The organism is Arthrobacter sp. YC-RL1 (assembly GCF_001454985.1).
Lineage (GTDB): Bacteria > Actinomycetota > Actinomycetes > Actinomycetales > Micrococcaceae > Glutamicibacter > Glutamicibacter soli.
This window is the reverse complement of sequence record NZ_CP013297.1, coordinates 78,438-103,482: the sequence shown is the minus strand read 5'-3', so window position 1 is coordinate 103,482 and position 25,045 is coordinate 78,438. Positions and strand designations below refer to the sequence as shown.

The 25,045-nt window shown below is 67.0% G+C and carries 24 protein-coding genes and 1 tRNA gene; 18 read left to right on the top strand and 7 right to left on the bottom strand.

Annotated elements, in window-relative coordinates:
• Nucleotides 1-240: 240 nt before the first annotated feature.
• A tRNA-Leu gene (locus ATC04_RS00510) sits at nucleotides 241-324 on the top strand.
• A gap of 315 nt (nucleotides 325-639) precedes the next feature.
• On the opposite strand, the gene ATC04_RS00505 is transcribed toward ATC04_RS00510, so the two are convergent.
• Nucleotides 640-921, bottom strand: coding sequence for a Pr6Pr family membrane protein (locus ATC04_RS00505; RefSeq protein ID WP_286158852.1), 282 nt, complete (start codon nucleotides 919-921; stop codon nucleotides 640-642).
• Nucleotides 922-1,319: 398 nt separating this feature from the next.
• Between ATC04_RS00505 and ATC04_RS00500 the strand changes: the two genes are divergently transcribed.
• Complete coding sequence (locus ATC04_RS00500) at nucleotides 1,320-1,856, top strand: YdeI/OmpD-associated family protein (protein WP_047120593.1); 537 nt, start codon at nucleotides 1,320-1,322, stop codon at nucleotides 1,854-1,856.
• On the opposite strand, the gene ATC04_RS19125 is transcribed toward ATC04_RS00500, so the two are convergent.
• Together ATC04_RS19125 and ATC04_RS00495 are read right to left on the bottom strand one after the other, a co-directional pair.
• Nucleotides 1,853-2,017 (bottom strand): hypothetical protein, encoded by a 165-nt coding sequence (locus tag ATC04_RS19125; RefSeq protein ID WP_157359268.1) that lies wholly within the window; start codon nucleotides 2,015-2,017, stop codon nucleotides 1,853-1,855. The genes ATC04_RS00500 and ATC04_RS19125 overlap by 4 nt on opposite strands.
• 2 nt (nucleotides 2,018-2,019) lie before the next feature.
• A complete protein-coding gene (locus tag ATC04_RS00495; RefSeq protein WP_047120594.1) occupies nucleotides 2,020-3,069 on the bottom strand; it encodes a LacI family DNA-binding transcriptional regulator in 1,050 nt (349 codons plus the stop codon).
• A gap of 139 nt (nucleotides 3,070-3,208) precedes the next feature.
• On the opposite strand from ATC04_RS00495, the gene ATC04_RS00490 reads away from it, so the two are divergent.
• From ATC04_RS00490 to ATC04_RS00450, 9 genes are all read left to right on the top strand, one after another.
• On the top strand, nucleotides 3,209-4,192 hold the full coding sequence (locus ATC04_RS00490) for a nucleoside hydrolase (RefSeq protein WP_047120595.1): 984 nt from the start codon (nucleotides 3,209-3,211) through the stop codon (nucleotides 4,190-4,192).
• 135 nt (nucleotides 4,193-4,327) lie between these two features.
• Complete coding sequence (locus tag ATC04_RS00485) at nucleotides 4,328-5,026, top strand: dienelactone hydrolase family protein (protein ID WP_047120596.1); 699 nt, start codon at nucleotides 4,328-4,330, stop codon at nucleotides 5,024-5,026.
• A gap of 56 nt (nucleotides 5,027-5,082) precedes the next feature.
• Nucleotides 5,083-5,514 carry a universal stress protein gene (locus ATC04_RS00480; RefSeq protein ID WP_053797112.1) on the top strand — a complete coding sequence of 144 codons (432 nt, stop codon included), beginning with the start codon at nucleotides 5,083-5,085 and terminating at the stop codon, nucleotides 5,512-5,514.
• Nucleotides 5,515-5,613: 99 nt separating this feature from the next.
• On the top strand, nucleotides 5,614-6,336 hold the full coding sequence (locus ATC04_RS00475; RefSeq protein WP_060616983.1) for a LysR family transcriptional regulator substrate-binding protein: 723 nt from the start codon (nucleotides 5,614-5,616) through the stop codon (nucleotides 6,334-6,336).
• A 53-nt stretch (nucleotides 6,337-6,389) separates the two neighbouring features.
• Entirely contained in the window at nucleotides 6,390-7,178 is a 789-nt protein-coding gene (locus tag ATC04_RS00470) for an enoyl-CoA hydratase-related protein (RefSeq protein WP_047120597.1), read from the top strand.
• Between the two features lie 2 nt (nucleotides 7,179-7,180).
• Entirely contained in the window at nucleotides 7,181-7,846 is a 666-nt protein-coding gene (locus ATC04_RS00465; RefSeq protein ID WP_052772562.1) for an alpha/beta hydrolase, read from the top strand.
• 9 nt (nucleotides 7,847-7,855) lie between these two features.
• On the top strand, nucleotides 7,856-8,755 hold the full coding sequence (locus ATC04_RS00460) for a carbohydrate kinase (RefSeq protein WP_047120598.1): 900 nt from the start codon (nucleotides 7,856-7,858) through the stop codon (nucleotides 8,753-8,755).
• Entirely contained in the window at nucleotides 8,756-9,550 is a 795-nt protein-coding gene (locus ATC04_RS00455; RefSeq protein ID WP_047120599.1) for a Cof-type HAD-IIB family hydrolase, read from the top strand.
• Complete coding sequence (locus tag ATC04_RS00450) at nucleotides 9,547-10,272, top strand: glycerophosphodiester phosphodiesterase family protein (protein WP_047120600.1); 726 nt, start codon at nucleotides 9,547-9,549, stop codon at nucleotides 10,270-10,272. The genes ATC04_RS00455 and ATC04_RS00450 overlap by 4 nt, the downstream gene beginning before the upstream one ends.
• Here ATC04_RS00450 and ATC04_RS00445 read toward each other — a convergent pair.
• Nucleotides 10,269-11,246, bottom strand: coding sequence for a hypothetical protein (locus tag ATC04_RS00445; RefSeq protein WP_152666922.1), 978 nt, complete (start codon nucleotides 11,244-11,246; stop codon nucleotides 10,269-10,271). The genes ATC04_RS00450 and ATC04_RS00445 overlap by 4 nt on opposite strands.
• Before the next feature lie 96 nt (nucleotides 11,247-11,342).
• Here ATC04_RS00445 and ATC04_RS00440 point away from each other — a divergent pair, with 96 nt between their 5' ends.
• Nucleotides 11,343-14,531 (top strand): HAD-IA family hydrolase, encoded by a 3,189-nt coding sequence (locus ATC04_RS00440; RefSeq protein WP_052772563.1) that lies wholly within the window; start codon nucleotides 11,343-11,345, stop codon nucleotides 14,529-14,531.
• A 7-nt stretch (nucleotides 14,532-14,538) separates the two neighbouring features.
• Here the strand turns inward: ATC04_RS00440 and ATC04_RS00435 are convergent, their stop codons facing one another.
• The gene (locus ATC04_RS00435; RefSeq protein ID WP_047120602.1) at nucleotides 14,539-15,315 is read right to left on the bottom strand and encodes an SDR family oxidoreductase; all 777 of its coding nucleotides are present in this window, start codon (nucleotides 15,313-15,315) and stop codon (nucleotides 14,539-14,541) included.
• Nucleotides 15,316-15,409: 94 nt separating this feature from the next.
• On the opposite strand from ATC04_RS00435, the gene ATC04_RS00430 reads away from it, so the two are divergent.
• The 6 genes from ATC04_RS00430 (at nucleotide 15,410) to ATC04_RS00405 (ending at nucleotide 22,146) form a co-directional block, all read left to right on the top strand.
• On the top strand, nucleotides 15,410-16,207 hold the full coding sequence (locus tag ATC04_RS00430; protein ID WP_047120603.1) for an IclR family transcriptional regulator: 798 nt from the start codon (nucleotides 15,410-15,412) through the stop codon (nucleotides 16,205-16,207).
• 121 nt (nucleotides 16,208-16,328) lie between these two features.
• Complete coding sequence (locus ATC04_RS00425; protein WP_047120604.1) at nucleotides 16,329-17,999, top strand: FAD-dependent oxidoreductase; 1,671 nt, start codon at nucleotides 16,329-16,331, stop codon at nucleotides 17,997-17,999.
• The gene (locus tag ATC04_RS00420) at nucleotides 17,996-18,313 is read left to right on the top strand and encodes a Dabb family protein (RefSeq protein ID WP_047120605.1); all 318 of its coding nucleotides are present in this window, start codon (nucleotides 17,996-17,998) and stop codon (nucleotides 18,311-18,313) included. The genes ATC04_RS00425 and ATC04_RS00420 overlap by 4 nt, the downstream gene beginning before the upstream one ends.
• Before the next feature lie 9 nt (nucleotides 18,314-18,322).
• Entirely contained in the window at nucleotides 18,323-19,687 is a 1,365-nt protein-coding gene (locus ATC04_RS00415) for an MFS transporter (protein ID WP_047120606.1), read from the top strand.
• Between the two features lie 9 nt (nucleotides 19,688-19,696).
• Nucleotides 19,697-21,415: an FAD-dependent oxidoreductase gene (locus ATC04_RS00410; RefSeq protein ID WP_047120607.1), complete on the top strand. Its 1,719-nt coding sequence runs from the start codon at nucleotides 19,697-19,699 to the stop codon at nucleotides 21,413-21,415.
• Nucleotides 21,412-22,146 carry an SDR family NAD(P)-dependent oxidoreductase gene (locus ATC04_RS00405; protein ID WP_047120608.1) on the top strand — a complete coding sequence of 245 codons (735 nt, stop codon included), beginning with the start codon at nucleotides 21,412-21,414 and terminating at the stop codon, nucleotides 22,144-22,146. The genes ATC04_RS00410 and ATC04_RS00405 overlap by 4 nt, the downstream gene beginning before the upstream one ends.
• Before the next feature lie 71 nt (nucleotides 22,147-22,217).
• Here ATC04_RS00405 and ATC04_RS00400 read toward each other — a convergent pair whose 3' ends face one another.
• Both ATC04_RS00400 and ATC04_RS00395 read right to left on the bottom strand, forming a co-directional pair.
• Complete coding sequence (locus tag ATC04_RS00400) at nucleotides 22,218-23,624, bottom strand: sugar porter family MFS transporter (protein WP_047120609.1); 1,407 nt, start codon at nucleotides 23,622-23,624, stop codon at nucleotides 22,218-22,220.
• A 145-nt stretch (nucleotides 23,625-23,769) separates the two neighbouring features.
• Nucleotides 23,770-25,041, bottom strand: coding sequence for a solute carrier family 23 protein (locus ATC04_RS00395; RefSeq protein WP_047120610.1), 1,272 nt, complete (start codon nucleotides 25,039-25,041; stop codon nucleotides 23,770-23,772).
• Nucleotides 25,042-25,045 lie beyond the last annotated feature (4 nt).

Below are 25,045 nucleotides of genomic sequence, written 5' to 3'. Positions count from 1 at the left end.
CGATTGAGGTGGCCATTACGACCAGAACACGGAACTTCATTGTCGATCTTACTGTTTTCAGCTGTGCAATTGCCGGAAATTTGCTGGCGAACACGTGGTGCAATAGGCCAACGGAGCGGGCATTAAAAAAGTTGCAAATGTGTTGCTGACCACAAAGTACCGTTTCGATTAGGTGATCGGTAAAAGTGTGTGTAAGCTAATTCTTGTTGCCGCGAGAGTGGGCAGCGAAAAAGTAAATATGCGCGAGTGGCGGAATTGGTAGACGCGCTGGCTTCAGGTGCCAGTGATCGCAAGGTCGTGGGGGTTCAAGTCCCCCCTCGCGCACAAAATGGATAACCTCCGGTTTGAGATCTGAATCTCGAACCGGAGGTTATTTCTTTGCCTTGGAACAGCTGTTTCGCGGCCCAAGGCCGTCTGCAAAAACACCTTCTTGCGTCGTGCAGATCTCACCCGGCGCGGACTACTCCGGCGGGCGCCTCGTGTCGGCTATCAAGAAGCCGCCTTCCGGGCGTGCCGCCAGCGGCCCCGCGCATTGACGGCGCAGGCGCGGACCGCGATGGCCACGGCGATGCCGGTGACGTATCCCGCGACCGGGCCGAAGCCGCCCTGCGGATGAGGGTCGAGGAAAGGGTACGGATATCACCCCGGAGTTGTCGCCGGGGTTGTCGCGAACGGAGCGCCGATCCAGGTGTATCCGGGCCAGGCCAGGGGGAAGGTGAGCGCCAAGGCCACGGATTTCCAGGGCAGCGCGCGGGGCTTGTGGTCGAAAAGCGCATCGAGAAGCGTGACGACCGGACCGAAAAGGTGCATGACCTCGTTCGACCAGAGCACGGTGATGCCCTGATCCAGCATGATGCCCCTGAGCAGCAGGTTGTAGGCCACGCCGGTGACGTGCATATAGGTCGTTGCGCAGGCAAGCAGGCCGGCCGTGCGGTGTCACGCGGCCTCGAGCCCTGGCTGGTCATCGGCCATGCGGCAAGCAGCAGCACCACGGCGCAGAAGATATTGGACAGGATCGTGCAGTAGTTGAAGAAATTGGCCATTGTGGTGACCGGATCCCGGTCGAGCGCTACGGTCCTTTCGATGGTGGCCCGGGTCTGGCCGCGAAGGCCGCGGGAAGCAGTAGGCCCATCACGCCGCGCACGGCAGCCCAGGCAAGCCACGAAGCGTTGGTTGATCCGGTCGAGCCCTGGGGCCGCGCGCGTGATCCCCACGGGAAAAGAATCCTGGTAACGCGGAGTGTTCCAATGCCGGGGCGTTCCCGACGGTGGTCCGGTGGCATAAAATCAGTCTCGGGAATTCACCGAAGGGATGGGCTGATGGCTGCCAAGGGCGAAGCATTTGAACTGACCGGAATCGTGCGGCTGATCGCCGACCGGCGAATCGTCGCATTCGACCAGGAATCCAGCGATCGGCTGCCCGGTCGCGGCCAGGTTGCGGTGGAACTGTCGGGTGCCTGCGACACGGTCACAGTCGTGCTCGACCCGGACGGGCGCAAGGGGCACTGGCTGTCCATCGACGGCAGCGGACCGGTGGATATCGACGCTGAACCAGGCTCGAAGCTGGCCTTCACCGCCCAGCTCTGCGGCAGCTGGCCGGAAACCGAGGTGCCGGGGGATCTTTCCGCGGCGCTGAAGGACACCCCGGAGTTGGACGGGACCTGGGCAGGGCTGACCCCGATGGCGCGCTGGGAGTGGGTGCGCTGGGTCGGCGCGACCAAGAATCCGCAGACCAGACAGCGTCGCGTGGAGGTCAGCATCTCCAAGCTGCTGGACGGCAAGCGCCGCCCCTGCTGCTTCGACCTGTCCTCTTGCACCGACCCGGAGGTCGCCAAGGGCGGAAAGCTGATCGTCTAGGACCAGCCGGGCAGTGCGGCCTTCAGCAGATAGTAGGTGTCGAGCTCCGGCTCGGGATCGAAGATCAGGCCCAGCACGCCGCTGCTCATGACCACCATGCCCAGCACCACCAGCAGGGCCACGACCGCGGTGGCGACGGTGAAGAACCGTGAATTGCGCACTCCTACAGCCCGCCGTCGGCGGTAGTGGAGCCGCGGACCACAAGGGAGCTTGGAAGCATCGACTGCAGCGACTGCGGCGCCTGGCCGTCGATCAGTTCGCGCAGCTTGAGCGCGGCCTGCCGGCCGACCTCGGTGGCGTGGAGCTGGACGCTGGTGATCGAAGGGCTCGAGGTGGCCGAGTACGGCAAGTCGTCGAATCCGGTGACGGCCAGGCGGTGGGGGATTCGGATGCCCAGGTGGCGCGCCGCGTGCAGCACGCCGAAGGCCTGGGTGTCCGTGGCGCAGGCCAAGGCGGTCACCCCGCAGGACTCCCACATCGGCCAGTTGCGGCTGAATTCATCGGATGCCGCGCCGACGTCGATCATTGAGCTTGCCACATTGCCTGGCAGGACCTCGATGCCGTAGTGCGCGGCGGCGTCGAGGAAGGCTTCGCGGCGAACCATCAGGGTGTCGGTGCCGGTGCTGCCGTCCAGATAGGCGGCCTTGGTGTGCCCCAAGCTGGCGAAATGGGCCACAACTGCCTCGGCGCCCTGGGCCACATCCATGTTCACCGCGGGAATCGAAGGGTCGATGCCCGGCGCATCCAAGGCCACCAGCGGAAGCGGACCGGCCAGGTCTTCCAGAAACACCTTGGTCGGCGCATGGACCAGCAGCCCGGCCGGGCGCAGCCCCAGCAGGCGGCGGGTCTCGGTGGCGCTGGGGGAGATGCCCGCATCGGTCACTGAGAGCAGCAGCTGGTAGTCGTTGCCCAGGACCGAGCGAACGCCGGCGATCACCTTGGCGAAAAACGGGTTCGAAATATCAGGCGCCACCAGGATGACCAGCGAGCTGACTCCCTTGGCCAGCGAGCTGCCGATGCCGTCCACGAAGTAGCCGAGTTCGCGGATCGCCTCCCGGACGCGTTCCTCGTTGTGCTTCGAGACGCGGCCGGCGGACTTGCCGTTGGCCACCAACGACACGGTGGCGGTTGAGACCCCGGCGTGCTCGGCGACCATCGCGGCGGTCACGCGGCGCGGAGGCTGCTTGCCCGCAGATTTTTCCCCAATGTTCATGGATCCATACTAGTGCGCATTCCCGCGTTTGAAAGGCAATAGTTAAGCGTTTGACGATCGTGGTGGTTGCCGGGAGAATCAAGGAAGAACCGTAATCCATGCCGGCGGCCGCCGCCCGGCGCCCGAAGGACAGCACACCATGACTCATGAGGCACCTGCCGCTCGCAAGATCATCCTCGACTGCGATCCAGGCCATGATGATGCTGTCGCGATGCTCCTGGCCCACGGCAGCCCGAAGATCGATCTGCTGGCGGTCACCACCGTGGCGGGCAACCAGACCCTGGACAAGGTGACCGCTAATGCGCTCGCCGTCGGGACCATCGCCGGGATCACAGGCGTCCCGTTCGCCTCGGGTTGCGCCCGCCCGCTGGTGCGCGACATCGAAACCGCAGGCGACGTGCACGGGGATTCGGGCATGGACGGCCCCGCCCAGCCCGTGCCGAACATCGAGCTCGATCCGCGCCATGCCGTGGACCTGATCATCGACACGATCATGGCCCACGAACCGGGCGAGGTCACCCTGGTGCCCACCGGAGCCCTGACCAACATCGCCCTGGCCGTGCGCAAGGAACCACGGATCGTCCAGCGGGTGCGCGAAGTGGTGCTCATGGGCGGCGGCTACCACGTCGGCAACTGGAGCGCCGTGGCGGAATTCAACATCAAGATCGACCCGGAAGCCGCGCACATCGTCTTCAACGAACCGTGGCCGGTGGTCATGGTTGGACTGGACCTGACCCACCAGGCGCTGGCCACCGCCGAGGTCGTCGAACGCATCGAGCAGATCGGCACCGGCCCGGCCCGCTTCGTGCGCGAACTGATGGATTTCTTCGCCCAGGCCTATCGCGACAACCAGGGATTCGACGCGCCCCCGGTGCATGACCCGTGCGCCGTGGCCTATGTGATCGACCCCGACGTCGTGCGCACGGTCAAGGCCCCGGTCAGCGTGGAGCTGCGCGGCGAACTCACTCTGGGCATGACCGTTGCGGATTTCCGGGCCCCTGCGGCAGAGGATTGCCATACCTCGGTGGCGGTAGACCTGGACCACGCAGGATTCTGGAATCTGGTCATCGACGCGCTCGAGCGCATCGGTGATGTCGAGCTCCCGCAGCCCGCGTCCCGCTGAGCTCCGCGCCGCCACGTAGAAGTAGCCGTCACCACACCGCTGATTCACTGATATGTGACTAGGGTCAATGCAATTTCTGCCATCCGTTTTATAGACTGAAATCAACGCGGTATTCATTGAAACGAAGGTTGTGAGATGGCAGTACAAACCCCGCACCAGAACGTGGCATTTGAATCCTCCGGGACCGAAGCGTACGGATACCTCGCGCTGCCTGAATCAGGCAAGGGGCCCGGGGTCATCGTGATCCAGGAGTGGTGGGGATTGACCGACCACATCCGCGACGTCGCAGACCGCCTGGCCGCCCAGGGCTTCGTGGCGCTGGCCCCGGACCTCTTCGGCGGCAGCATCACCCATGACGGCGAAGAGGCAAAGCGCATGATGTCCGAGCTTCCCGAGGAAAAGGGCGCCGAACTGCTGGCCGGTGCAGTTGACTACCTGCTGGCGAGCGACAATGTCACCAGCGCGAAGCTCGGGGCCATCGGCTTCTGCATGGGCGGCGGGTTCGTCCTGCAGCTGGCGGCGCAGCAGGGCGAGAAGATCGCGGCGGCCGTGCCATTCTACGGCGTCGGCCAGGGCGTGCCCAACGACTTCAGCGGCGTGAGCGCCGCGGTCCAAGGCCACTACGCGAACTTCGACGACTTCTACCCGGTCGACCAGGCGCGCGAGCAGGAACAGCAGATCCGCCGCGAATCCGGTACCGAAGTCACCTACTTCTACTACGACGGAAAGCACGCCTTCCACAACGACGAGAATCCGGCCGGGAACTACGATCCTGCGCTGGCCGACACCGCCTGGAAGCGCGCCGTGGAATTCCTGCAGGAAAAAGTCGCTTAAAACCCATAAAGTGGTATCCATCACAGCAAGCAGCATCATTACATAGAGGAGAAAATATGTCTGAGACCATCATTGTCGGCGTCGACGGTTCCGAAACCGCCCAGCGCGCCGCACGCCGCGCCGCCAGCCTCGCAGTCAAGCTGGACGCCGAACTGGTTGTCGTCACCGCGCACGCATCGGACAACACCGAAGTCGTCTCCATCGGTTCCGACACCTGGATCCTGGACGACGCCGAGCAGGCCCGCAAGCTGGCCCAGCGCGTCGCCAACGACGTCAAGAGCGCAGTTCCGGGCGTGAACATCACCGCGGCAGCAGGCCACGGCAAGCCGGGTGACGTCCTGATCTCCGAGGCCGAGGGCCGCAACGCATCGCTGATCGTCGTCGGCAACGTGGGCATGAAGGGCCTGGGCCGCGTGCTCGGCTCCGTCGCCTCTTCGGTAGCCCACTCGGCTCCATGCGACGTGCTGGTCGTCAAGACCGACAAGTAAGCAGCAGACTTCACCCGCTGGCGGGCGCCGGATTTCCCCGGCGCCCGCCAGCGGCGGTTAACCCAAACGACGAAGATCAAAGACAAGTAGGCTTTAACCGTGCAAAAACTTCGAGTTTCCTACGTCGCAGGCGTCACCCCGGGCAAATGGATGGACCGCTTCGCCGAACGCTACCCGGATGTCCAGCTGGTGGCCGCGCGCCACGACGAGGGCGACATCCTCCAGCTGCTGGCCGACGGCACGGCCGACGCGGTGTTCGTGCGCTACCGCGGTGACTCGCCCAAGGACGCAACCCGCCACGTCATCCCGCTGTACGAGGAACTGGAAGTGGTCTGCGCGGCCAAGGACCACGACGTGGAGTACTACGAGGAATCCATCCCGGCCTCGGTCGTTCGGAGCTTCGCGCAGCTGGACCTGGCCGACTACCCCGAGGAAGTCGGCGGCATTCCCGTTGCGATGGAGGTCGTCGCCTCCGGAGCTCAGGTGGCCCGCGTGCCGCAGAGCATCGCCCGGCTCTTCCACCGCAAGGACGTCATCTACCGCCTCATTGAGGACGGCAACCCGACCCAGATCGGCATCGCCTGGCCCGCCGCCATGGAAGACACCGCCCTGGTGGATGAATTCATCGGCATCGTGCGCGGGCGCAGCGCCAACTCCTCGCGCCAGGCCTCGGTGCGTCAGGACCAGCAGCAGGCGAAGAAGGTCAACGACCAGGCGAAGGCCAAGGCCAAGGCCAAGGCGCAGGAAGCGGCCAAGAAGGCAAAACAGCAGGCCAAGAGCAAAGCGCGGGCCTCAGGCTCCAAGCCGCGCAAACGCCGCTAGACACCCGCGCAATCTCCTAGGACGTGATCCGCAACTCATGAGAGAGTTTGGGTATGAAGCAATTCGATACCCTCACCCTGTCCGTCCAGGACCATGCCCTGATCCTCACCATCGACCAGCCCAAGAGCCTGAACGCGCTGGCCCGCGAGGTGGTCAACGACCTCGAGGCGTTCCTCGACTGGTTTGAAACCACCGGCTACGAGTACCGCGGCCTGGTCATCACCGGCGCGGGGGAGAAATCCTTCGTCGCCGGGGCGAACATCGTGCAGATGAACTCCATGGACGAAGCGACCTTCCTGGCCTATGCCCGCCAGATGCACGTGGTCACCGAACGCTTCGAATCCCTGCAGGTCCCGGTCATCGCCGCGGTCAACGGCTTCGCCCTGGGCGGCGGCTGCGAACTCGCGCTGGCCTGCGACTTCATCTACGCTTCCGAGCGCGCCAGCTTCGGCCAGCCGGAGGTCAACCTGGGCCTGGTCCCGGGCTTCGGCGGCTCGGTGCGCCTGCCGCAGCGCGTGGGACGCGCCATGGCCCGCGAACTGATCTTCACCGGACGGCGCATCAAGGCCGACGAGGCGCTGCGCATCGGCCTGGCCAACCGCGTCACCGCGCCGGACGAGCTGCTCCCCGCGGCCATCGCGACCATCGCGGAGATCGCCGCCGTGTCGCCGACCGCCGTCACCATCGCCAAGCGCGCCATGGTGCAGATGGACGGGCTGGACACCCACGACGCCCTGGCCAAGGAAGCCGACGCCTTCATGAGCGCCTTCCACACCGAGGACTCGGTGGAAGGCCGGGCCGCCTTCGTGGAAAAGCGCGCGGCGAACTTCCCGGGCAAATAGGCATGCACTACGGCGCCCACCCCGACCAGTGGCTCCAGTACTACGAACCGGAGGCAGTCACCGCCCGCGGGGCCGTGATGATCATCCACGGCGGGTACTGGCGCGAAAAATACACCGCCAGCCTGGGTGCGCCGCTGGCCGCGGACCTGGCCGCGCGCGGCATCCCGGCCTACAACCTGGAATACCGCCGCGGCCCGGGCAGCGCCGCGCAGATGCTGGCCGACGCCAAGCTGGCCGTGGGGCTGATCAAGGAGGAAGGCCCCATCACGGTCATCGGGCATTCGGCCGGCGGCCAGCTGGGTTGCGTGCTCGCCGCCCATGACGAACGCATCACTCAGGTGATCAGCCAGGCCGGGCTGCTGGACCTGGGCCTGGCCCAAGCCCTGGCACTCAGCGACGGGGCAGTGGACGAGCTGCTCGGCCCGCTGCCGCGCGCCGCCTACGACCCGGTGGAATTATGGCCGGTGCGCGCCCGTGTCATAATCTTTCATGGACGGGATGACACGGACGTGCCGGTGAAGATCGCGCGGCGCGCCGCCCAGCGGGCCGCGGCCCTGGGGCAGGAACACGCCTTCACAATCTTCGAGGGCGACCACTACACCTGGATCGACCCGAGCAGCAGCCAGTGGGACGCCTGCGTGCGGGCGTTGTCCCCCGCGCACTATTAAAGGAGCAACATGAACCCGACCGTCATCGGCGAAGCGCTCGTCGATGTCCTGGCCTCAGGCATCGCCCCGGCCCAGGAATTCGTGGGCGGATCTCCGCTGAACGTCGCGGTTTCGCTGGCCCGGCTGGGCTACCCGGGCACCCTGATCTCCCGCTGGGGGGACGACGAGAACGGCCGCAAGATCGAGTCCTACCTGGCCGGCAACGACGTGCGCTACATCGGCGGCAAGGACAGCGAACCTACAGTGCTGGCCCACGGCATCCTGGACCCGGCCGGCGGGGCCAGCTTCACCTTCAACGCCTACTGGCAGATGCCGAAAATCGGCCCCGAGCTGCCGCAGGACACCGAGCTGGTGCACACCGGCTCCATCGCCACGCTGTTCAGCCCCGAGGAGCTGCTGCCGCTGCTCGCCGCGGCCCGCGCCCATGCGACCATCAGCTACGACCCGAACCTGCGCCCCTCGCTGGTCTCCAGCCACGCGCAGACCGTCGCCCAGGTGGAGCAGTTCGTCGGCCGGGCCGACGTGGTCCGCGTCTCCGGCATCGACCTGAAATGGCTCTACCCGATGCGCTCGGTGCAGGATTCGGCCCGCGCCTGGCTGGCGCTGGGACCGGCGCTGATCGTGGCGACCTCCGGCTCGCGCGGCTCCTGGGGCGTGGTGCGCGCCGGCGACACCGCCCATGAATCCTCGGCCGTGGAGGTCGCGGACACCGTGGGCGCCGGCGACACGTTCACCGCGGCGCTGCTGTGCTGGCTGGCCGAGCACGGCACGCTCGGCGCGGCAAACCGCGCCAAGCTGGCGGACCTGCAGGTCGGCCAGCTGGCCCAGGCGCTGGACTTCGCCTCGCGCGCCGCTTCGGTGACGGTGCAGCGCGCAGGCGCCAACCCGCCGCGCCGCGAGGAGCTGTAGATGATCAAGCTGATTGCCTCGGACCTGGACGGAACCATCGTCAACCACGACGGAACGATCAGCGGCCGCACCCGGCAGGCGTTCCTCGCCGCCAGGGACGCTGGCATCCAGATCGTGTTCGTCACCGGGCGCCCGTTCCGCTGGCTGACCCCGGTGATCGAGTCCTTCGGGGAGATGGGAACCGTCATCTGCTCCAACGGGGCGCTGCTCTACGACCTGGAGCACGACCAGGTCATCTGGTCGCGCACGCTGCCGGTGGAAACCGCCAGGCAGGCCGCGCGCATCATCCTCGACCACGAGCCCCACGCGGCGTTCGCGGCGGAAACCACCAAGGGGCTGCACCTGGGCAAGGGCTTCGCCGACCGCCACCACAACTTCGGCGTGCAGGCTCCGCTGGACCTGTCCAGCGACGAGATCGAGGCCGAGGGCATCGTGAAGTTCCTGGCCCGCTCCCCGCGCATGGCGATGGACGACTTCTACGCCGCGGTCGCCCCGCAGCTGGGCAGCCTGCTCTCGGTGACCCACTCCGCCTTCGACGTCTCGCTGCTGGAGATGGCGCACGTGGACATCCACAAGGCCACCACGCTGGACGAATACTGCCGCCGGCTGGGCATCGGGGCCCACGAGGTGATGGCCTTCGGGGACATGCCCAACGACATCGAGATGCTGCGGTTCGCCGGCCACGGCTACGCCATGGCCTCCGGGCACCCGCTCACCCTGGCCTCGGCCCGCCACGTGGCCCCGCCGCTGGAAGAGGACGGCGTCGCCCAGGTCATCGAGGGCCTGCTGCCATGACCCGCGCCTTCACCCACCGCGGGGTGCGCACCGGGCTGGAGGAGAACACCCTGATTGCCTTCCAGCGGGCGGTGGAGCTGGGAATCGACCACCTGGAATCCGACGTGCATGCCTCCGCGGACGGCACCGTCTACCTGTTCCACGATCAGACCCTAGACCGGGTCACCGACGCCGCCGGGCGCTTCAACGACCACTCGGATGCGCAGCTGGCTCAGGTGCGCGCCGGGGGCCAGCCGCTGTGCACCCTCGAGACGCTGCTGGACGCCTTCCCGCACGCCCTGCTGAACCTGGACGTCAAGGACGATCACGTCATCGGCCCGCTGGCACAGCTCATCGAGCGGCGCCGGGCGCACGGCTCCATTGCGCTGGCGTCCTTCGACACCCGGCGCAGCGCCGCGGTCGCCGCGTTGCTCTCCAAGCCGGTGAGGCGCTCGCCGGGGCGGCGCCAGATGGTGCTGATCTGGCTGTGCGCGCACCTGTTCGGGCGTGTTCCGCGCCGGCTGGTCAGGGATTTCTGGGCCGTGCAGGTCCCGCTGAAACAGGGCGCCATCCCGGTGGCCACATCCCGCTTCGTGCGCGCGGTGCAGCGCGCCGGGGCGCAGGTGCACGTGTGGGTCGTCAACGACGAGCCGACCATGCGGCTGCTGGCCGCCCGCGGCGTCGACGCCATCATGAGCGACGACGCGGCGCTGCTGGTGAAGGTGCTCGGCGCGCAGGCCTAGGCCAGCGCGAGCGTATCCAGCACCAGCGCGGCATTCTCCTTGAGCTGCTCGTCCCCGGCGTCCAGCAGCAGGCGCAGCCAGGTTTCATGCTGCGACAGCGGAGCTACCAGGCAGGCCGGGGCCACCAGGTCGTAGAGGTCGTCCGCGCTGCCGTAGGCGGAGAACTCGCTCAGGTAGGCCGCCAGCGCGCGCATGACCCGCTCGTCCTCCAGGCTGCAGTTCCACGCCTCGCTCATTGCCGCCAGCGGGGCTGCCAGCGAGGAGAACGGGTGCGCCCAGTGGGCCGCGCCCAGGTTCAGGATGCGTCCGTGCTCGCCCGGCTCGGCCGGGACCACGACCTGCGCCAAATCGAAGCCGCCGTGCTCCAGGCTCAACGGCACCGGACCGGCATGCAGGGCCTGGGCCGCGCGGGAGAGCGCGTCGACGTGGGCGACCAGCGCATCGGCGCGGGCGGGATCCAGGTACAGCGGGTGGGCGGGGTCCAGCGAGACGTGCAGCATCAGCGCCTGCTCGAACTGCTCGGGCAGGAACTGCGGATCCACCACGGTCACCCCGGCATTGAAGAAGTCCTCCTCGTGGCCCATGAGCGCCACCTGGAAGGATCCGAGCGAGGCCAACGCCAGCTCCCAGTTCTCCACCGAATTGCCCAGGTCGATCAGGGTGTGCCCGAAGTCGGGGCTGAGCATGTACCCGGCCATGCGGTCGATCGCCAGCGGCATGACCACGCGGTCCGGCAGCAGTTCACCGGCCTTCACGGTCGCCGCCGCCTCGGCGGCCAGCCCCGGCGCGTTGGCGCTGAAGATCAGGTCGGCCGCGTCGGTCTGCACCAGCGCCGAGATCTGGTGCAGGCTGGCAGGCCAGAAGTCCGGGCCGCCAACCCGCGAAATGTTGTAGGCGCTGCACGCCTGGTCGATCCATTCGGCGGCAGCTTCACGCCAGTCTTCGCTATTCCACACATCTATCCACTGAGCCACGTTCTTAATCGTAGTATGCCGGGTCAAGTGCGCAATGAGTTGCTACCGTAGGAATCACGGCCAGCAATTCGCCCCCTCTGTCGAAGGATTTCGATCGTGAACGATTTTCGCCCCAGCTACCGGCACCGTGACTACAAGGCCGTCCTGTTCGACCTGGACGGCGTCCTGACGCCGACCGCGCTGCTGCACCGCTCGGCCTGGCACGAGCTCTTCTCCGGCTACCTCGCGGCCGAGCACCCCGAGCTGGACCCCTATACCGAGTCCGACTACTTCCGCCTGCTGGACGGGCGCCCCCGCTACGACGGGGTCGCGGCGCTGCTCGGTTCGCGCGGCATCGAGCTGCCCTGGGGAACCCCGGACGACGCGCCGGGCTACGGCAGTGTCTGCGCCCTGGGCAACATGAAGAACAGCGTGTTCACCGCCGTGCTGGAGCGCGACGGCATCGAACCCTATGCCGGGTCGCTGGCCTACCTGCGGCAGGTGCTGGCCGCGGGCCTGGACGTCGCGGTGGTTTCCTCCTCGCGCAACGCCAAGGCAGTGCTGGCAGGATCCGGCCTGGGCGAACTGATCCCCACGGTCATGGGAGGCACCGAGGCCGCCTCCCGCCAGCTGGCCGGGAAACCCGAGCCCGACACCTTCCTGGCCACCGCCCGCGACTTGGGCTGGCGCCCGGAGGAATGCGTGGTCATCGAGGACGCCTCCAGCGGGGTCAGTGCGGCCCGGCGCGGCGGCTTCATGGTGGTCGGCGTGGCCCGCGAGGACAACGAGGCCGACCTGATGGCCTCCGGCGCGCACTTCGTGGTCGGCGACTTGTCCGAGCTGGTCTCCGAGCAGGCGGCCGACGCCTGGGAATACGACCCGTGGTCCATCACCCGCGACGCCGGGCGCGACGAGAACGGGGCCCAGGACACCGTCTTCTCGCTGGGCAACGGCTTCCTGGGCTGCCGCTCCGCGCAGATCGGGCTGGGCGAGCAGGTCGGCGGGACCTTCATCAACGGGCTGCACGAGACCTGGCAGATCCGCCACGCGGAGGGCGCCTTCGGTCTGGCCGAGACCGGACAGACCATGATCAGCGCCCCGGACTTCCGCACCCTGCGCGTGTTCATCAACGACGAGGCGCTGGAAATCGGGCGCACCGAAATGCTGCGCGACGACCTGCGGCTGGACTTCCGGGACGGCACGCTGGTGGCCACCAGCCTCTGGCGCACCGCCGAGGGGCACCGCGTCGCGGTCACCGCGCGCACCATGATCTCCTTCTCCGACCGGCACCTGGCCCTGCAGGACCTGCATGTGCGCCTGCTGGACGCCCCGGCCAACGTGATCGTGCAGTCTTCCTTGATCGGCTACCGCTCCCAGCGTGCGGTGGCCTCGCCAGGCGAGCTGGACGCCTCGGGGCCGGCCTTCGACCCGCGCCGCGCGGACGAGGCCAGCGTGAATCCGCTGAGCTCGGCAGGGCACCGCCGCGACGGGGCCCGCATGGGCATTTCCTATGACGTGGCCGGATCCGGCATGTCGGTAGCCGCCATGGTCGAGCACCAGGTCACCACCACCGGGGGCGGGGCACCACTGGTGGACCTCACCCGCACGGTGAACGAGGAACGCGCCGAAGAGGTGGCCACCGCCCGGCTGGATGCCGGCCAGGGGGTGCGCGTGGCGAAGTTCGCGGTCTTCCACTGCTCGCGGCGCCACCCCGCCGAAGAGATGCTGCAGCGCGCCAACCGCGCGCTGAACCACCTGGTGCCGCGCGGCATTGATGCGCACTTCCGGGCCCAGCGCGATTTCATGGCAGCCTACTGGGAGCGCAGCGATGTCGTGGTGGACAGCAAGGACAAGTCCCTGCAGCGCAAAATCCGCTGGAACCTGTTCCAGCTGGCCCAGGCTTCGGCCCGCGCGGACGGCATGGGAATCAGCGCCAAGGGGGTCAGCGGCAACGGCTACTCGGGGCACTACTTCTGGGACACCGAGATCTACGTCCTGCCGTTCCTGACGTACACCAACCAGCAATGGGCCCGGAACACGCTGCGCGCGCGTGTGGCGATGATCCCGGCGGCCAAACGCCGTGCGCGGATCATGAACGAGGACGGGTTGCTTTTCCCGTGGCGCACCATCAACGGCGAGGAAGCCAGCGCCTACTACCCGGCCGGCACCGCGCAATACCACATCAATGCGGACGTGGTGTATTCGATGAACCGGTACCTGACGGCGATGGAGGACGACGAATTCCTGATCGGCGGTGGCGCGGAGATCCTGGTGGGCACCGCACGCATGTGGTCTTCGTTGGGCTTCTGGCGTGGCAGCGGGGAGAACGAACGCTTCCACATCCATGGGGTGACCGGCCCGGATGAATATACCGCCGTGGTCAACGACAACCTCTATACCAATGTCATGGCGCGCTTCAACCTGCGTCGCAGCGCCCAGTTGCTCGGAGAGTTCGCGCAGCGCCATCCCAAGGCTTTCAAAGATTTGTCCAAGCGTCTGAATCTGCACCCAGAGGAGCTCTCCACTTGGGAACATGCAGCTTCATGCATACATATTCCGTATTCGGAAAGGGTGGGGATCCACCCGCAGGACGAGCATTTCTTGAACCGCGAGGTATGGGATCTGGAGAACACCGGCGCCGACAAGCGTCCGCTGCTGCTGCACTACCATCCCTTGGTGATCTACCGCTTCCAGGTCATCAAGCAGGCCGATACAGTGCTCGCCCTGTGGCTGCGCTCCAGCGATTTCACCGCGGAGCAGAAGCTCGCCGATTTCAACTACTACGACCCGCTCACCACGGGCGACTCGACCCTCTCTGCCACGGTGCAGTCGATCCTCGCCGCCGAGGTGGGATACCGCGATTTGGCGTGGGAATACTTCGAGCATGCGCTGAACGTGGACTTGGAGAACCTGCACGGCAATACGGCCGACGGGGTCCATGTCGCCTCCACCGGCGGGGTTTGGGCCGCACTGGTGTACGGCTTCGCCGGACTGCGGGACGACGACGACAGGCTCTGCTTCGATCCCCGGCTGCCGCAGGAGTGGAATTCCATGAGCTTCAGCCTGGCTTGGCACGGCACTCGCATCTACATCACGCTGCGCCAGCGGTCCATCGACTTCACGCTGCGCGGGCCGCATTCGCGTCCGGTCTGGGTGCGCGGCGAGCAGCTGGATCTGCCGGTGGACGAAACCGTCACGGTGCCGCTAGACGACCAGGGACCGTTGCGCGAGGGGCGTCCAACCTTGGACCACGTACTCTCGCTGCAGGCCGAGGCCGGAGCCGAGGTGCCGATCAAACCCTGGTAGCCGGGACTCAGGAATCCTGGCGCAGGTTGTTGCCCGCGGTCTCGCCGCCATCGATGGCGATCGAGGAACCGGAGACGAACCGGGACTCGTCGCTGGCCAGGTACAGCACCAGGGAGCTGATCTCCTCGACCTGCGCCGCACGCCCGGCCGGCACCTGGCCGAAACCGCGTTGGAGCCCGGCGGTCAGCGGCGTCTGCACGCTGCCCGGGTGGATCGAGTTCACGCGGATGCCGTCCGGGCCGAAGTCCAGCGCCGAGGTCTTGGTCAGCCCCTGTACCGCCCATTTGGAGGCCGAGTACGCCGCCCGGTTCTTGAATCCGGTCAGGCCGGCGATCGACGAGATGTTGATGATGGACGAGGTGTCCTGCTTGCGCAGTTCGGGTACCGCCGAGCGCATGCCGTAGAAGGTGCCGTTCAGGTCGATGTCAAGGGTGCGGTGCCAGTCGTCGAGGCTGGCGCTTTCCACCGAGCCGGGGGTGTAGATGCCCGCGTTGTTCACCAGCACGTCGAGGCGTCCGAAAGTTTCCACCGCGGTGCGCACCGCCAGTTCCCAGTCCTCCAAGCTGGTGACGTTCAACGGCGCGAAGACCGCCGCCTGGCGCCCGGTCTCCTTGTTGATCGACGCGGCAAGCTCGCGCCCGGCCTGCTCCTGCAGGTCGCCGATCACGACGCTCGCGCCATGGCTTGCCAGCACCCGGGCGTGCGATGCACCCATGCCTTGGGCGGCTCCCGAAATGAGGACTACTTTGCCGGCTGCGCGGCCGGCGGAAATCTGTGCATTCATGCGACTCAGGCTATGAGCCGGTGCGGCCAGCAGAACCCGATGTTCCGTTCAACGGTATATTCTTGAGGATCGCAGGCAGAGAGGCAGGTGCGTCATGGCGAACTCGCCATCTGGAGAATCGGTAATCCACCGCGTGGTGCGGATCCTGTCCGCCTTCGGCGAGGATTCCCCCGCCCTGGGCCTCCGGGAGCTCGCCCGCTCGGTCGACCTGCCGGTATCCACGGTCTACCGGCTGGTCAGCGAGCTGGAGCTGGAAGGGCTGCTGGTGCGCGATACCGCGGGCCGGCTGCGCCACGGGCACCGGCTGTGGGAGCTGGCCTCCCGCGGATCCCGGGCGTCCTCTTTGCGCGAAGCTGCCCTGCCGCCCATGGAAGACCTGATCAACCACGGGTTCAGCCACGTCTCGTTGGGCGTCCTGGAGGGCAACGACGTGCTCTACATCGAGCGCCTGGCGGCGGACGACGCCACCGTGAACATCACCAAGATCGCGGGGCGGTTGCCGGTGCACGGCTGCTCGGCCGGACTGGTGTTCATGGCCTATGCGCAGGAGGTGGTCCAGGAGATGTTCCTGTCCCGGCGGCTGGAAAAGCTGACCGAAGACACCGTCACCGAGCCGGAGAAGCTGCGTGCCATCCTGGCCGAGATCCGCGGCCGTGGCTACGTGAGCATGCGCGGCATCATCGTCCCTGAATCCAGCGGCATCTCGGTGCCGATCTTCACGGAGAAGAACCATGCGGTGGCCACCTTGTCGGCCATCGTGCCGCGCGGCGAGGAGTCGCTGAACCTGATTGTTCCGCACCTGAAAATCGCCTCCAGCGCCATCACCCGCCGGCTGGGCTATGAGCCCTCCGGGCGCGAGATCCAGCGCCGCAGTACGCCTGCTGCGTTCTAGGTGTTTCATTCAACGGAGCGCGGTGCTCCGTTGAATGAAACACCCCGCCCAGCCCGTGGTGTGACCCATGTCATGATCTTCTGCATCCCAGCAATGCACCTGATCGAAGGGGATCATTTCCATGCGCATCCTGAACCCGCAATCCCGGCAGCCGCTGCCCGGCTACGACGTCGTCGTCGTAGGCTCCGGAGCCGGCGCGCTGACCACCGCAGCCACCGCCGCGAAGGCCGGCCGCTCGGTCATCGTCCTGGAAAAGAGCGAGCTGCTCGGCGGCACCTCGGCGGTTTCCGGGGGCATGCTCTGGGTGGTCGACAACCACCATGCCCGCGAAGCGGGGATCGAGGATTCCAAGCAGGCCGGACGCGAGTACGTGCAGGCCGTAGCCCGCGGCCGCGGGCGCGCCGAATTGCTGGATGCGGCGCTGGACTACGGAGATGCGATGTTGCGATTCGCCGAAACAGAACTCGGCGTGAAATTCATCTTCCTGGACAACTTCCCCGACTACCGCCAGGACCTGCCCGGCGCGGTGTCCGGCGGACGCACCGTCGAACCGGAGCTGTTCAACTTCCGCGAAGCGCTCGGCAAGCTGGCCGCGCATGTGCGCACCGACGGCCGCCACCCCTACACCATGCAGGAATACGAGGACTGGGGCGCCTTCACCAAGTTCCCTTGGGAGGAACTGACCGCCCGGCAGGATGCCGGCGTCGCCGCCAAGGGCCACGCGCTGGTTTCCATGTTGCTCAAGGCCTGCCTGGACAACGGGGTCACCCTGGCCGTCGAGGCCTCCGTGGCCGGACTTGAAACCAGCGAAGGCCGCGTATCCGGCGTGCGCCTGCAGGACGGCACCCGCATCGAGGCCGCCCACGGCGTGATGCTGGGAACCGGCGGCTTCGAATGGGACAAGCCGTTGGCCGACTCGCTGCTGGCCTCCCGCCTGTACACCATGTGCTCCCCGCCCACGAACACCGGCGACGGGCTGAAGATGGCCCAGCGCATCGGCGCCATGACCCGCGGCACCCGCGAAGCCTGGTGGGCCCCGATGTCGGTCACCGGAACGCTGCGCGACGGCGAGCCGGTGGGATCCCTGCTGCGCTTCGAGCGCCAGGGCCCGGGATCCATCATGGTCAACCGCCACGGACAGCGCTTCGCCAACGAGGCGCAGAACTACAACGACCTGGCCCGCGTGCTGCAGTCCTGGGACTCGCCGAACAACCAGACGCTGAACACCCCTGCCCACGTCGTCTTCGACGAGTCGTACCTGCAGCGCTACGGCATCTTGGACCACCGCGCTGGCAAGCCGACCCCTGACTACCTGGTCCAGGCCGACACCCTGGAAGAGCTGGCAGTCAAGATCGGCGTCCCCGCCGGGAACCTGGCGGCCACCGTCGAGCGTTTCAACCAGCACGCGGTGCGCGGCGAGGACCCGGACTTCGGCCGCGGTTCCTCGGCCTACGACCGCTACTGGGGCGATGCCGGGAACCAGTGGCCCAACCCCTCGCTCGGCCCGTTGCAGTACGGACCGTACTACGCGATGGAGGTACTCAACGGCGCCTTCGGCACCTGCGGCGGCATCGGCACCGACGGCCGCGGCCAGGTGCTGGATGTTGACGGGATCCCGATTGAAGGACTGTACGCCGCCGGCAATACCGCCGAAAGCGCCTACTCCGCCGGATACCCTGGCGCCGGAGCGACCCTCGGGCCGCTGATGACCCTCGCCTACCTGGCTGGACGGGCCATCGCCGGCCAGCCGTCCGAGTACTCGGCGCAGAACTTGAGCGCGGTGGCCCGATGATCCGCCACATCGTGATGTTCCGCTTCTCCGAGGGATTCACCCCGCAGATCCGCGAACGCTGGATCGCCGGCCTGGAAGCCATGAAGGGCAACATCCCCGGCATGCTGGATCTGGTCCACGGGCCGGATGTCATGAAGACCGACCGCTCCTGGGACCACGTGATCGTCGCGGACTTCCGCAGTGCCGGCGACATCGCCGTCTACAACACCCACCCGCTGCACGAAGCGATCAAGCCGCTGTCCCTGCCGAATGTGCTGGACCTGGCTTACGTCGATTTCGAGCTGGATTCCTCGCTTCTCCCCTCGCACAGCTAAGGACGCACCATGAGCACCTCACCCGACGTGGCGCCGCAGTCGCCCACCGAGCACGGCGGATCCGTGCCACGGCGCACCCCGGTCAAGGCCGCGCTGGCCTCTTTCCTGGGATCGACCCTGGAGTACTACGACTTCTTCATCTACGGCACCGCCGCCGCCCTGGTTTTCCCGCAGCTGTTTTTTCCGGCGGGCAATCCGGCCATCGCCACCATCGCGGCCTTCGCCACCTTCGGCGTCGCCTATGTCGCCCGTCCGCTGGGCGGACTGGTCATGGGGCACTTCGGCGACAAGCTGGGACGCAAGAACGTCCTGCTCTTCACGCTGATGCTGATGGGCCTGGCTTCGCTGGGCATCGGCCTGCTGCCGACCTATGAGCAGATCGGGGTGTGGGCCACCGTGCTGCTGGTGATCGCCCGCCTGGCCCAGGGCTTCTCCGCCGGTGCCGAATCGGCCGGCGCTTCCTCCTTGACCCTTGAGCATTCTCCGGAGGGCCGCCGCGGTTTCTTCACCTCGTTCGTGATGACCGGGTACGCCTCCGGCATGGTGCTCTCTACGCTGGTGTTCATCCCGGTTACTGCGCTGCCCCAGGAGCAGCTGATGAGCTGGGGCTGGCGCATCCCGTTCCTGCTTTCGGTGCTCGTGCTGGCGCTGGCCTTCTGGGTCCGGACCCGGCTGGATGAAACCCCTGCCTTCGAGGAGCAGGTCGCCGAGGACCAGCCGCGCAAGCTCCCCTCACGCGAGGTGCTGCGCTATCAGCGTTCCGACGTGCTGCGTGTGCTGCTGATGTCGATCTTCTCGGTCATGCAAACCATCTTCACCGTTTTCGGCCTGTCCTACGCGGTGCAGCACGGCGGGATCGAGCGCACTTCCATCCTGGCCGTCAACGCGGTGGCCATCGGACTGTCCATGGTGGCGATGCCGCTGTGCGGCCGGCTCTCGGACCGGATCGGGCGCCGCCCGCTGATGCTGACCGCAATGATTGGTAGCACCGTGAGCCTCTACCTGTACTTCCTGGCGCTGGGCACCGGGAACATCTGGCTGGTCTTCGCCGCGAGCTTCTTGTTCATGACGGTGTTCTACTCCGGATTCAACGGGATCTGGCCGTCGTTCTTCGCCGAGCTGTTCGCCACCCCGGTGCGCTACACCGGCATGGCCATGGGCAACCAGCTGGGCCTCCTGGTGGCGGGCTTCGGCCCAATGATCGGCGGACTGCTGCTCACCGAAGGCGAATTCGGCTGGGTTCCGGTCGCGGTCTTCGGCAGCGTCTGTGCCCTGCTGGCCGCCATTGCAGCCTTTTCCGCCCGCGAAACCGCCCACACGAACATTGCCGAGCTCGGCGAGCCCTACCTGCGGGCCGTCGCCTCCAAACGATAGGACCAGCACATGACTACCACCTACAACTGCGACTTGCTGATTGTCGGATCCGGAGTGGCCGGCCTGGCCGCCGCCATCCGCGCCGCCCACGACGGGCTGAACGTGATCGTCGCGGAGAAGTCCCCGCACTTCGGCGGCACCACCGCCCTCTCTGCCGGCTGGTCCTGGGTTCCGGGCAACCGCAAGGGAGCCGCCGCCACCGGCGACACCCGCGCCGAAGCGGAGGAATACCTCAGGGCGCTGGCCCCGGACAGCTACAACGCCAAGGGTGTCGCAGGATTTCTGGATACCGTGCCGGAGGCCATCGACTTCTTCGAGAACGACACCGACGTGGTCTTCTCCTACCCGGAGAAGGCGCCGGACTACCAGATGGACCTGCCCGGGGCGAAGCTGGGGGGCCGGGCGATCCTGCCCTCCGACGCCGATGTGCGCATGCTGGGCGACCGGCGCAAGGAAATCCAGCCCTACCTCAGCTCCTACACGGTCTTCGGCTACATGCCGCAGGTCGGGCCGGACCTGACCCAGTTCCTGCACGCCAACCAGTCCCCTAAGTCCTTCACCTACGTGGCCGCCAAGCTGCTGAAGACCTGGAAGGACATCGCATTGCACGGCCAGCCGATCAAGCGCACCAACGGCTCGGCGCTGATGGTGCGCATGGTCCGCTCCGCGCTGGATGCCGGGGTGCGGGTCTGGACCGGCACCCCGGTGCAGCAGCTGCGCACCGCTGCGGACGGTTCCGTGACCGGCGCGGTGCTCGGCGGCAAGCACGCCGGTCTGGTCAACGCCAAGCTGGGTGTGGTCCTGGCCGGCGGAGGGTTCTCGGCCGACGACGAGCTGCGCCAGAAGTACTTCGCCCATGACACCCTCGGCGGCCAGCACTTCACCCCTACCCAGGGGCATGACGGCTCCTCGGCCCGCATGGCCATGGCCGCCGGCGGCCGGATCAACGACAACGTCTCCTCGGTGGCCTCCTGGGCTCCGGTCACGGTCTTCAAGTACCTTCGCGGCGGCGCGCAGCGGCTTTTCCCGCACCTGCGGCAGATCGGCCTGCCGGGCATGATCACCGTTGACCGCGACGGCAAGCGCTTCGGCAACGAGGCACTGAGCTACCACGACTTCGGCCGGCAGATGCTGGACCACCACGCCAACGAGCAGGACGTCTACGCCTGGATCATCGGCGACAAGCGGCTTATGGACAAGTACGGCATCGGCTACGCCAAGCCGTGGCCGGTGCCGCGCGGCTTCTTCCATCGGATCGGCTACCTGCACAAGGGACGCAGCATCGCGGACCTCGCGGCGAAGATCGGTGTGGACCCCCAGGGCCTGGAGCAGACCATCGAGCGCTTCAACCGCGATGCGCTCGCCGGGAAGGATACCGAATTCGGCCGCGGCTCCACCGCCTACAACCACTTCCGCGGGGACATGGAGCACAAGCCCAACCCGAACCTCGCCCCTCTGGCCAAGGGCCCGTTCTATGCCGCGAAGGTGCAGATGGGGGACATCGGCACCTTTGCCGGCATTGACGTGGACGACCGGTCGCGGGTCATCCGCGAGGACGGAAGCCGCATTGACGGCCTGTACTCGGTGGGCGCCGCCGCGGTGTCGGTGTTCGGGGGAGGCTACCCGGGCTACGGCTCGCACATCGGCCCCGCGCTGGTGTTCGGCTACCGGATGGGGCGTGACATCCTCGAGCTGGTCGGTGAAACCCGCGAGGTGCGCCAGCGGTGAGCCCCGATGCCGCAGTGGTCACCGGGGCGGCAACCGGCATCGGGGCCGCCACCGCGCGGCTGCTCGCCTCGCGCGGGTATCGGGTGGTCATCGGGGATGTCGATGCCCGGGCTGAGGATGTCGCTGCCGGGATCCGGGCCGAAGGACACCACGCGCTGGCGGTCTGCTGCGATGTCTCCGACGAAGATTCAGTGGCCGGGCTCTTCGCCTCGGCACGGGACATCGGCCCGTTGCATGTACTGGTCGCCAACGCCGGCATCGCCGAAACCAAGGGGCCGCTGCATGAGCTGGACAGTTCCTCCTGGAACCGGGTGCTGGACATCAACCTCGGTGGTACCGCGCTGAGCATGAAGCATGCGCTGCGCCATATGGTTCCGCAGGGATCCGGCTCCATCGTGGCCATCTCATCGATCCTCGGGCTGGTCGGCCAGGCGAATTCCGCCGCTTACTCGGCGGCGAAGGCCGGGGTGGTGAATTTGGTGCGCTCCACGGCATTGACCTACGCCGCGCAAGGGGTCCGGGTCAATGCCGTAGCCCCGGGCTACGTGGACACCGAACTTCTGCGGAGGCTGCCGCCGGAAGTGCGTTCCCGGATGACCAGCCGGCAGCCGCTGGGCAGGCTCGGCACCCCTCAGGAAGTCGCGAACGTCATCGGGTTTCTCGCTTCGCCTGAGGCGAGCTTGGTCACCGGCGCGGTCTGGGCCGTGGATGGCGGCTACACGGCGCAGTAGGTTTTAACGACCCAAGGAGGCGGGAACTGTGCTGGGTTCCCGCCTCCTTGCCTGCGCCGTGATGCCGGCCGCTACAGCGTCATGTCCTCCAGTGTGCGCCCCTTGGTCTCGCGGATCAGGAAGGCTACGAACACCAGGGACAGCAGCGCGAAGAACGCGTAGATGCCGTAGGCCAGGGCCAGGCCCGCCTCGGCCAGCGCCGGGAAGGTCGTGGATACGACGAAGTTGGCGATCCACTGCGCGGAGGCCGCCACGCCCAAGGCCATGGCGCGGATGGAGTTCGGGAAGATCTCGCCCAGCAGCACCCATACCGCCGGGCCCCAGGTGGCGCCGAAGCCGATCACGAACAGGTTCGCCGCGACCAGCGCGACCATGCCCCAGGAGCCGGGCAGCGAGACCGCGCCGTCCACGGTGACCGCCTGCGCGAAGGCCAGGCTCATCGCGCCCAAGGAGAGCGTCATGATGCCGGAGCCGATCATCAGTAGCAGCTTGCGGCCCAGCACGTCGATCAGCAGCACCGCCACGATCGTTGCCAGCACGTTGATCACCGAGGTGATCAGAGAAATGGTGAAGGAATCGGATTCGGCGAAGCCCACCGACTTCCATAGCGTGGTCGAGTAGTAGAAGATGACGTTGATGCCAACGAACTGCTGGAAGACCGAGAGCAGGATGCCCACCCAGACCAGCGGGTGGAAGCCGAAGCGGCCCAGCAGGTCCTTGAACTGCTGGCGTCGCTCCACATGCACGGTGGCGCGGATTTCCTCGATTTTGTCCTCGGTCGGCTTGCCGGGTTCCAGGCCCATATCGCCGGTGAGCACCGAGGCGGCCTCGACATAGCGCCCGCGCTCCACCAGATAGCGCGGGGATTCGGGCAGGCGCAGCGCCATCAGGCCGTAGAGCACAGCGGGAACGGCCAGCGACAGGTACATCCAGCGCCAGGCGGCCAGGCCGAACAGCCCCACCGCGTCCGCCGAGCCCATCACGAACACCAGCAGCGCGCTGACCAGGAAGGCCACGAAGATGCCCAGCACGATGGCCATCTGCTGCATGGAGCCCAGCCGGCCGCGGTGCGCCGCCGGGGAGATCTCGGCGATGTAGGCCGGGGCGATCACCGAGGCGAAGCCCACGCCGATGCCGCCGACGATGCGCCAGATGACCAGGTCCACGGCGCTGAAGCAGAGCCCGCAGCCGATCGCGGAGACGAGCAGCAGGATCGAGGCGATGAGCATGGTGCGCACGCGGCCTACGCGTTCGGAGACTACGCCGGCCACCCAGGCGCCCAGTGCCGCGCCGAGCAGCGCGCAGGACACGGTGAAGCCGACGGCTACCGCGTTCAGCGAGAATTCATGTTCCACGGCGTCGACCGTGCCGTTGACGATCGACGAGTCGTAGCCGAACACGAAACCGCCCAGCGCCGCCCCGAGGGCGACGAAGATCAGGCGTGCAGAGATCTTTCCATCAGATGTGGTCGCAGTCATAGTTGCTCATCGTAGCGGAATTACGGGCCCGCGTCACTTTTTGGAAAGTACCCTTACTATAAGCTCAGCTCAGCGGCTTAAGCGGGAACGGCGGCCGGAACCCGATGGGGGATTCCGGCCGCCGCAGCGGTGGAGAAGAGCGGACCTAGGCTCCGGTCTGGGACAGGTCGTTGCCGCGCAGCTTCGCCGCGGCGCTCATCAGGTGGAAGACCACCAGGGTGGCAATGGTGCCCAGGGCGATGCCGCCCAGCTTGAACTGGCCGAAGGCGATTTCGCTGGTCACCGCGATCGCGATGATCAGGCCGGTGCCGGCGGTCATCAGGTTGATCGGGTTGCCGAAGTCAACCTTCGACTCGATCCACAGGCGCGCGCCCACGATGCCAATCATGCCGTAGAGCACGATGCCCAGCCCGCCGATCACGCCCTCGGGGATGGTGCCGATCAGCGCGCCCACCTTCGGCATGAACGCCAGCGCCATCGCGGCGATCGCTGCCACCCAGTAGGCGGCGGTGGAGTACACGCGGGAGGCAGCCATCACGCCGATGTTCTCCGCGTAGGTGGTGGTGGCCGAGCCGCCGCCGAAGCCCGCCACCATGCTGGCGGCGCCGTCGGCCATCAGCGCGCGGCCGTTGAACGCGGTCAGGTCGCGGCCGGTCATCACGCCCACGGTGCGCACGTGGCCGATGTTCTCTGCGATCAGCACGAATACCGCCGGCAGGAACATCAGCGCGGTGTCCAGGTGGAAGCTCGGGGTGTTGAATTCGGGCAGGCCGAACCACGCGGCTTCGCCGACCTTGGCGAAGTTCACCTGGCCCTGGGCCAGCGCGATCAGGTAGCCGGCGACCAGCCCCACCAGGATGGACAGGCGCCCCAGCAGGCCCTTGAACACAACGGTGGCCAGCACCGTGGCGATCACTGTCAGGAACGTGGTGGCCGGGAACTTCTGCATGGGTTCCAAGGTGGCGCCGGCCAGGTTCAGGCCGATCAGCGCGACGATGGTGCCCATGACCACCGGCGGCATCAGCGCGTGGATCCAGCCGGTGCCGGTCTTCTGGACCACCAGGCCCACCAGGAACAGCAGCGCGCCGGTCATCACGATGCCGCCCAGCGCCGCGGACATGTCGTGGGCCTTGGTGGTCGCGACCACCGGGGCGATCAGCGCGAAGGAGGAGCCCAGGTAGCTGGGCACCTTGTTCCTGGTGATCAGCAGGAAGAGGATGGTCGCCACGCCCGTGAAGAGCAGGGTCGTGGTGACCGGGAACCCGGTGATCGTGGGAACCAGGATGCTGGAGCCGAACATGGCCAGGATGTGCTGCGTGCCGATGGAGATCGTCTGCGGCCAATGCAGCCGCTCATCCGGGGCAACAACCTCACCGGGGGTGATGGTCTTGCCGTTGCCGTGAATGCTCCAACTCATGCAG

Bases quoted from the DNA above. Each gene is read 5' to 3' on its own strand.
- ATC04_RS00410 (WP_047120607.1), top strand. From the start codon at position 19,697: ATGACTACCACCTACAACTGCGACTTGCTGATTGTCGGATCCGGAGTG.
- ATC04_RS00480 (WP_053797112.1), top strand. From the start codon at position 5,083: ATGTCTGAGACCATCATTGTCGGCGTCGACGGTTCCGAAACCGCCCAG.
- ATC04_RS00500 (WP_047120593.1), top strand. From the start codon at position 1,320: ATGGCTGCCAAGGGCGAAGCATTTGAACTGACCGGAATCGTGCGGCTG.
- ATC04_RS00450 (WP_047120600.1), top strand. From the start codon at position 9,547: ATGACCCGCGCCTTCACCCACCGCGGGGTGCGCACCGGGCTGGAGGAG.
- ATC04_RS00495 (WP_047120594.1), bottom strand. From the start codon at position 3,069: ATGAACATTGGGGAAAAATCTGCGGGCAAGCAGCCTCCGCGCCGCGTG.
- ATC04_RS00425 (WP_047120604.1), top strand. From the start codon at position 16,329: ATGCGCATCCTGAACCCGCAATCCCGGCAGCCGCTGCCCGGCTACGAC.
- ATC04_RS00420 (WP_047120605.1), top strand. From the start codon at position 17,996: ATGATCCGCCACATCGTGATGTTCCGCTTCTCCGAGGGATTCACCCCG.
- ATC04_RS00470 (WP_047120597.1), top strand. From the start codon at position 6,390: ATGAAGCAATTCGATACCCTCACCCTGTCCGTCCAGGACCATGCCCTG.
- ATC04_RS00395 (WP_047120610.1), bottom strand. From the start codon at position 25,041: ATGAGTTGGAGCATTCACGGCAACGGCAAGACCATCACCCCCGGTGAG.
- ATC04_RS00400 (WP_047120609.1), bottom strand. From the start codon at position 23,624: ATGACTGCGACCACATCTGATGGAAAGATCTCTGCACGCCTGATCTTC.
- ATC04_RS00465 (WP_052772562.1), top strand. From the start codon at position 7,181: ATGCACTACGGCGCCCACCCCGACCAGTGGCTCCAGTACTACGAACCG.
- ATC04_RS00430 (WP_047120603.1), top strand. From the start codon at position 15,410: ATGGCGAACTCGCCATCTGGAGAATCGGTAATCCACCGCGTGGTGCGG.
- ATC04_RS00415 (WP_047120606.1), top strand. From the start codon at position 18,323: ATGAGCACCTCACCCGACGTGGCGCCGCAGTCGCCCACCGAGCACGGC.
- ATC04_RS00490 (WP_047120595.1), top strand. From the start codon at position 3,209: ATGACTCATGAGGCACCTGCCGCTCGCAAGATCATCCTCGACTGCGAT.
- ATC04_RS00485 (WP_047120596.1), top strand. From the start codon at position 4,328: ATGGCAGTACAAACCCCGCACCAGAACGTGGCATTTGAATCCTCCGGG.
- ATC04_RS00460 (WP_047120598.1), top strand. From the start codon at position 7,856: ATGAACCCGACCGTCATCGGCGAAGCGCTCGTCGATGTCCTGGCCTCA.
- ATC04_RS00455 (WP_047120599.1), top strand. From the start codon at position 8,756: ATGATCAAGCTGATTGCCTCGGACCTGGACGGAACCATCGTCAACCAC.
- ATC04_RS00435 (WP_047120602.1), bottom strand. From the start codon at position 15,315: ATGAATGCACAGATTTCCGCCGGCCGCGCAGCCGGCAAAGTAGTCCTC.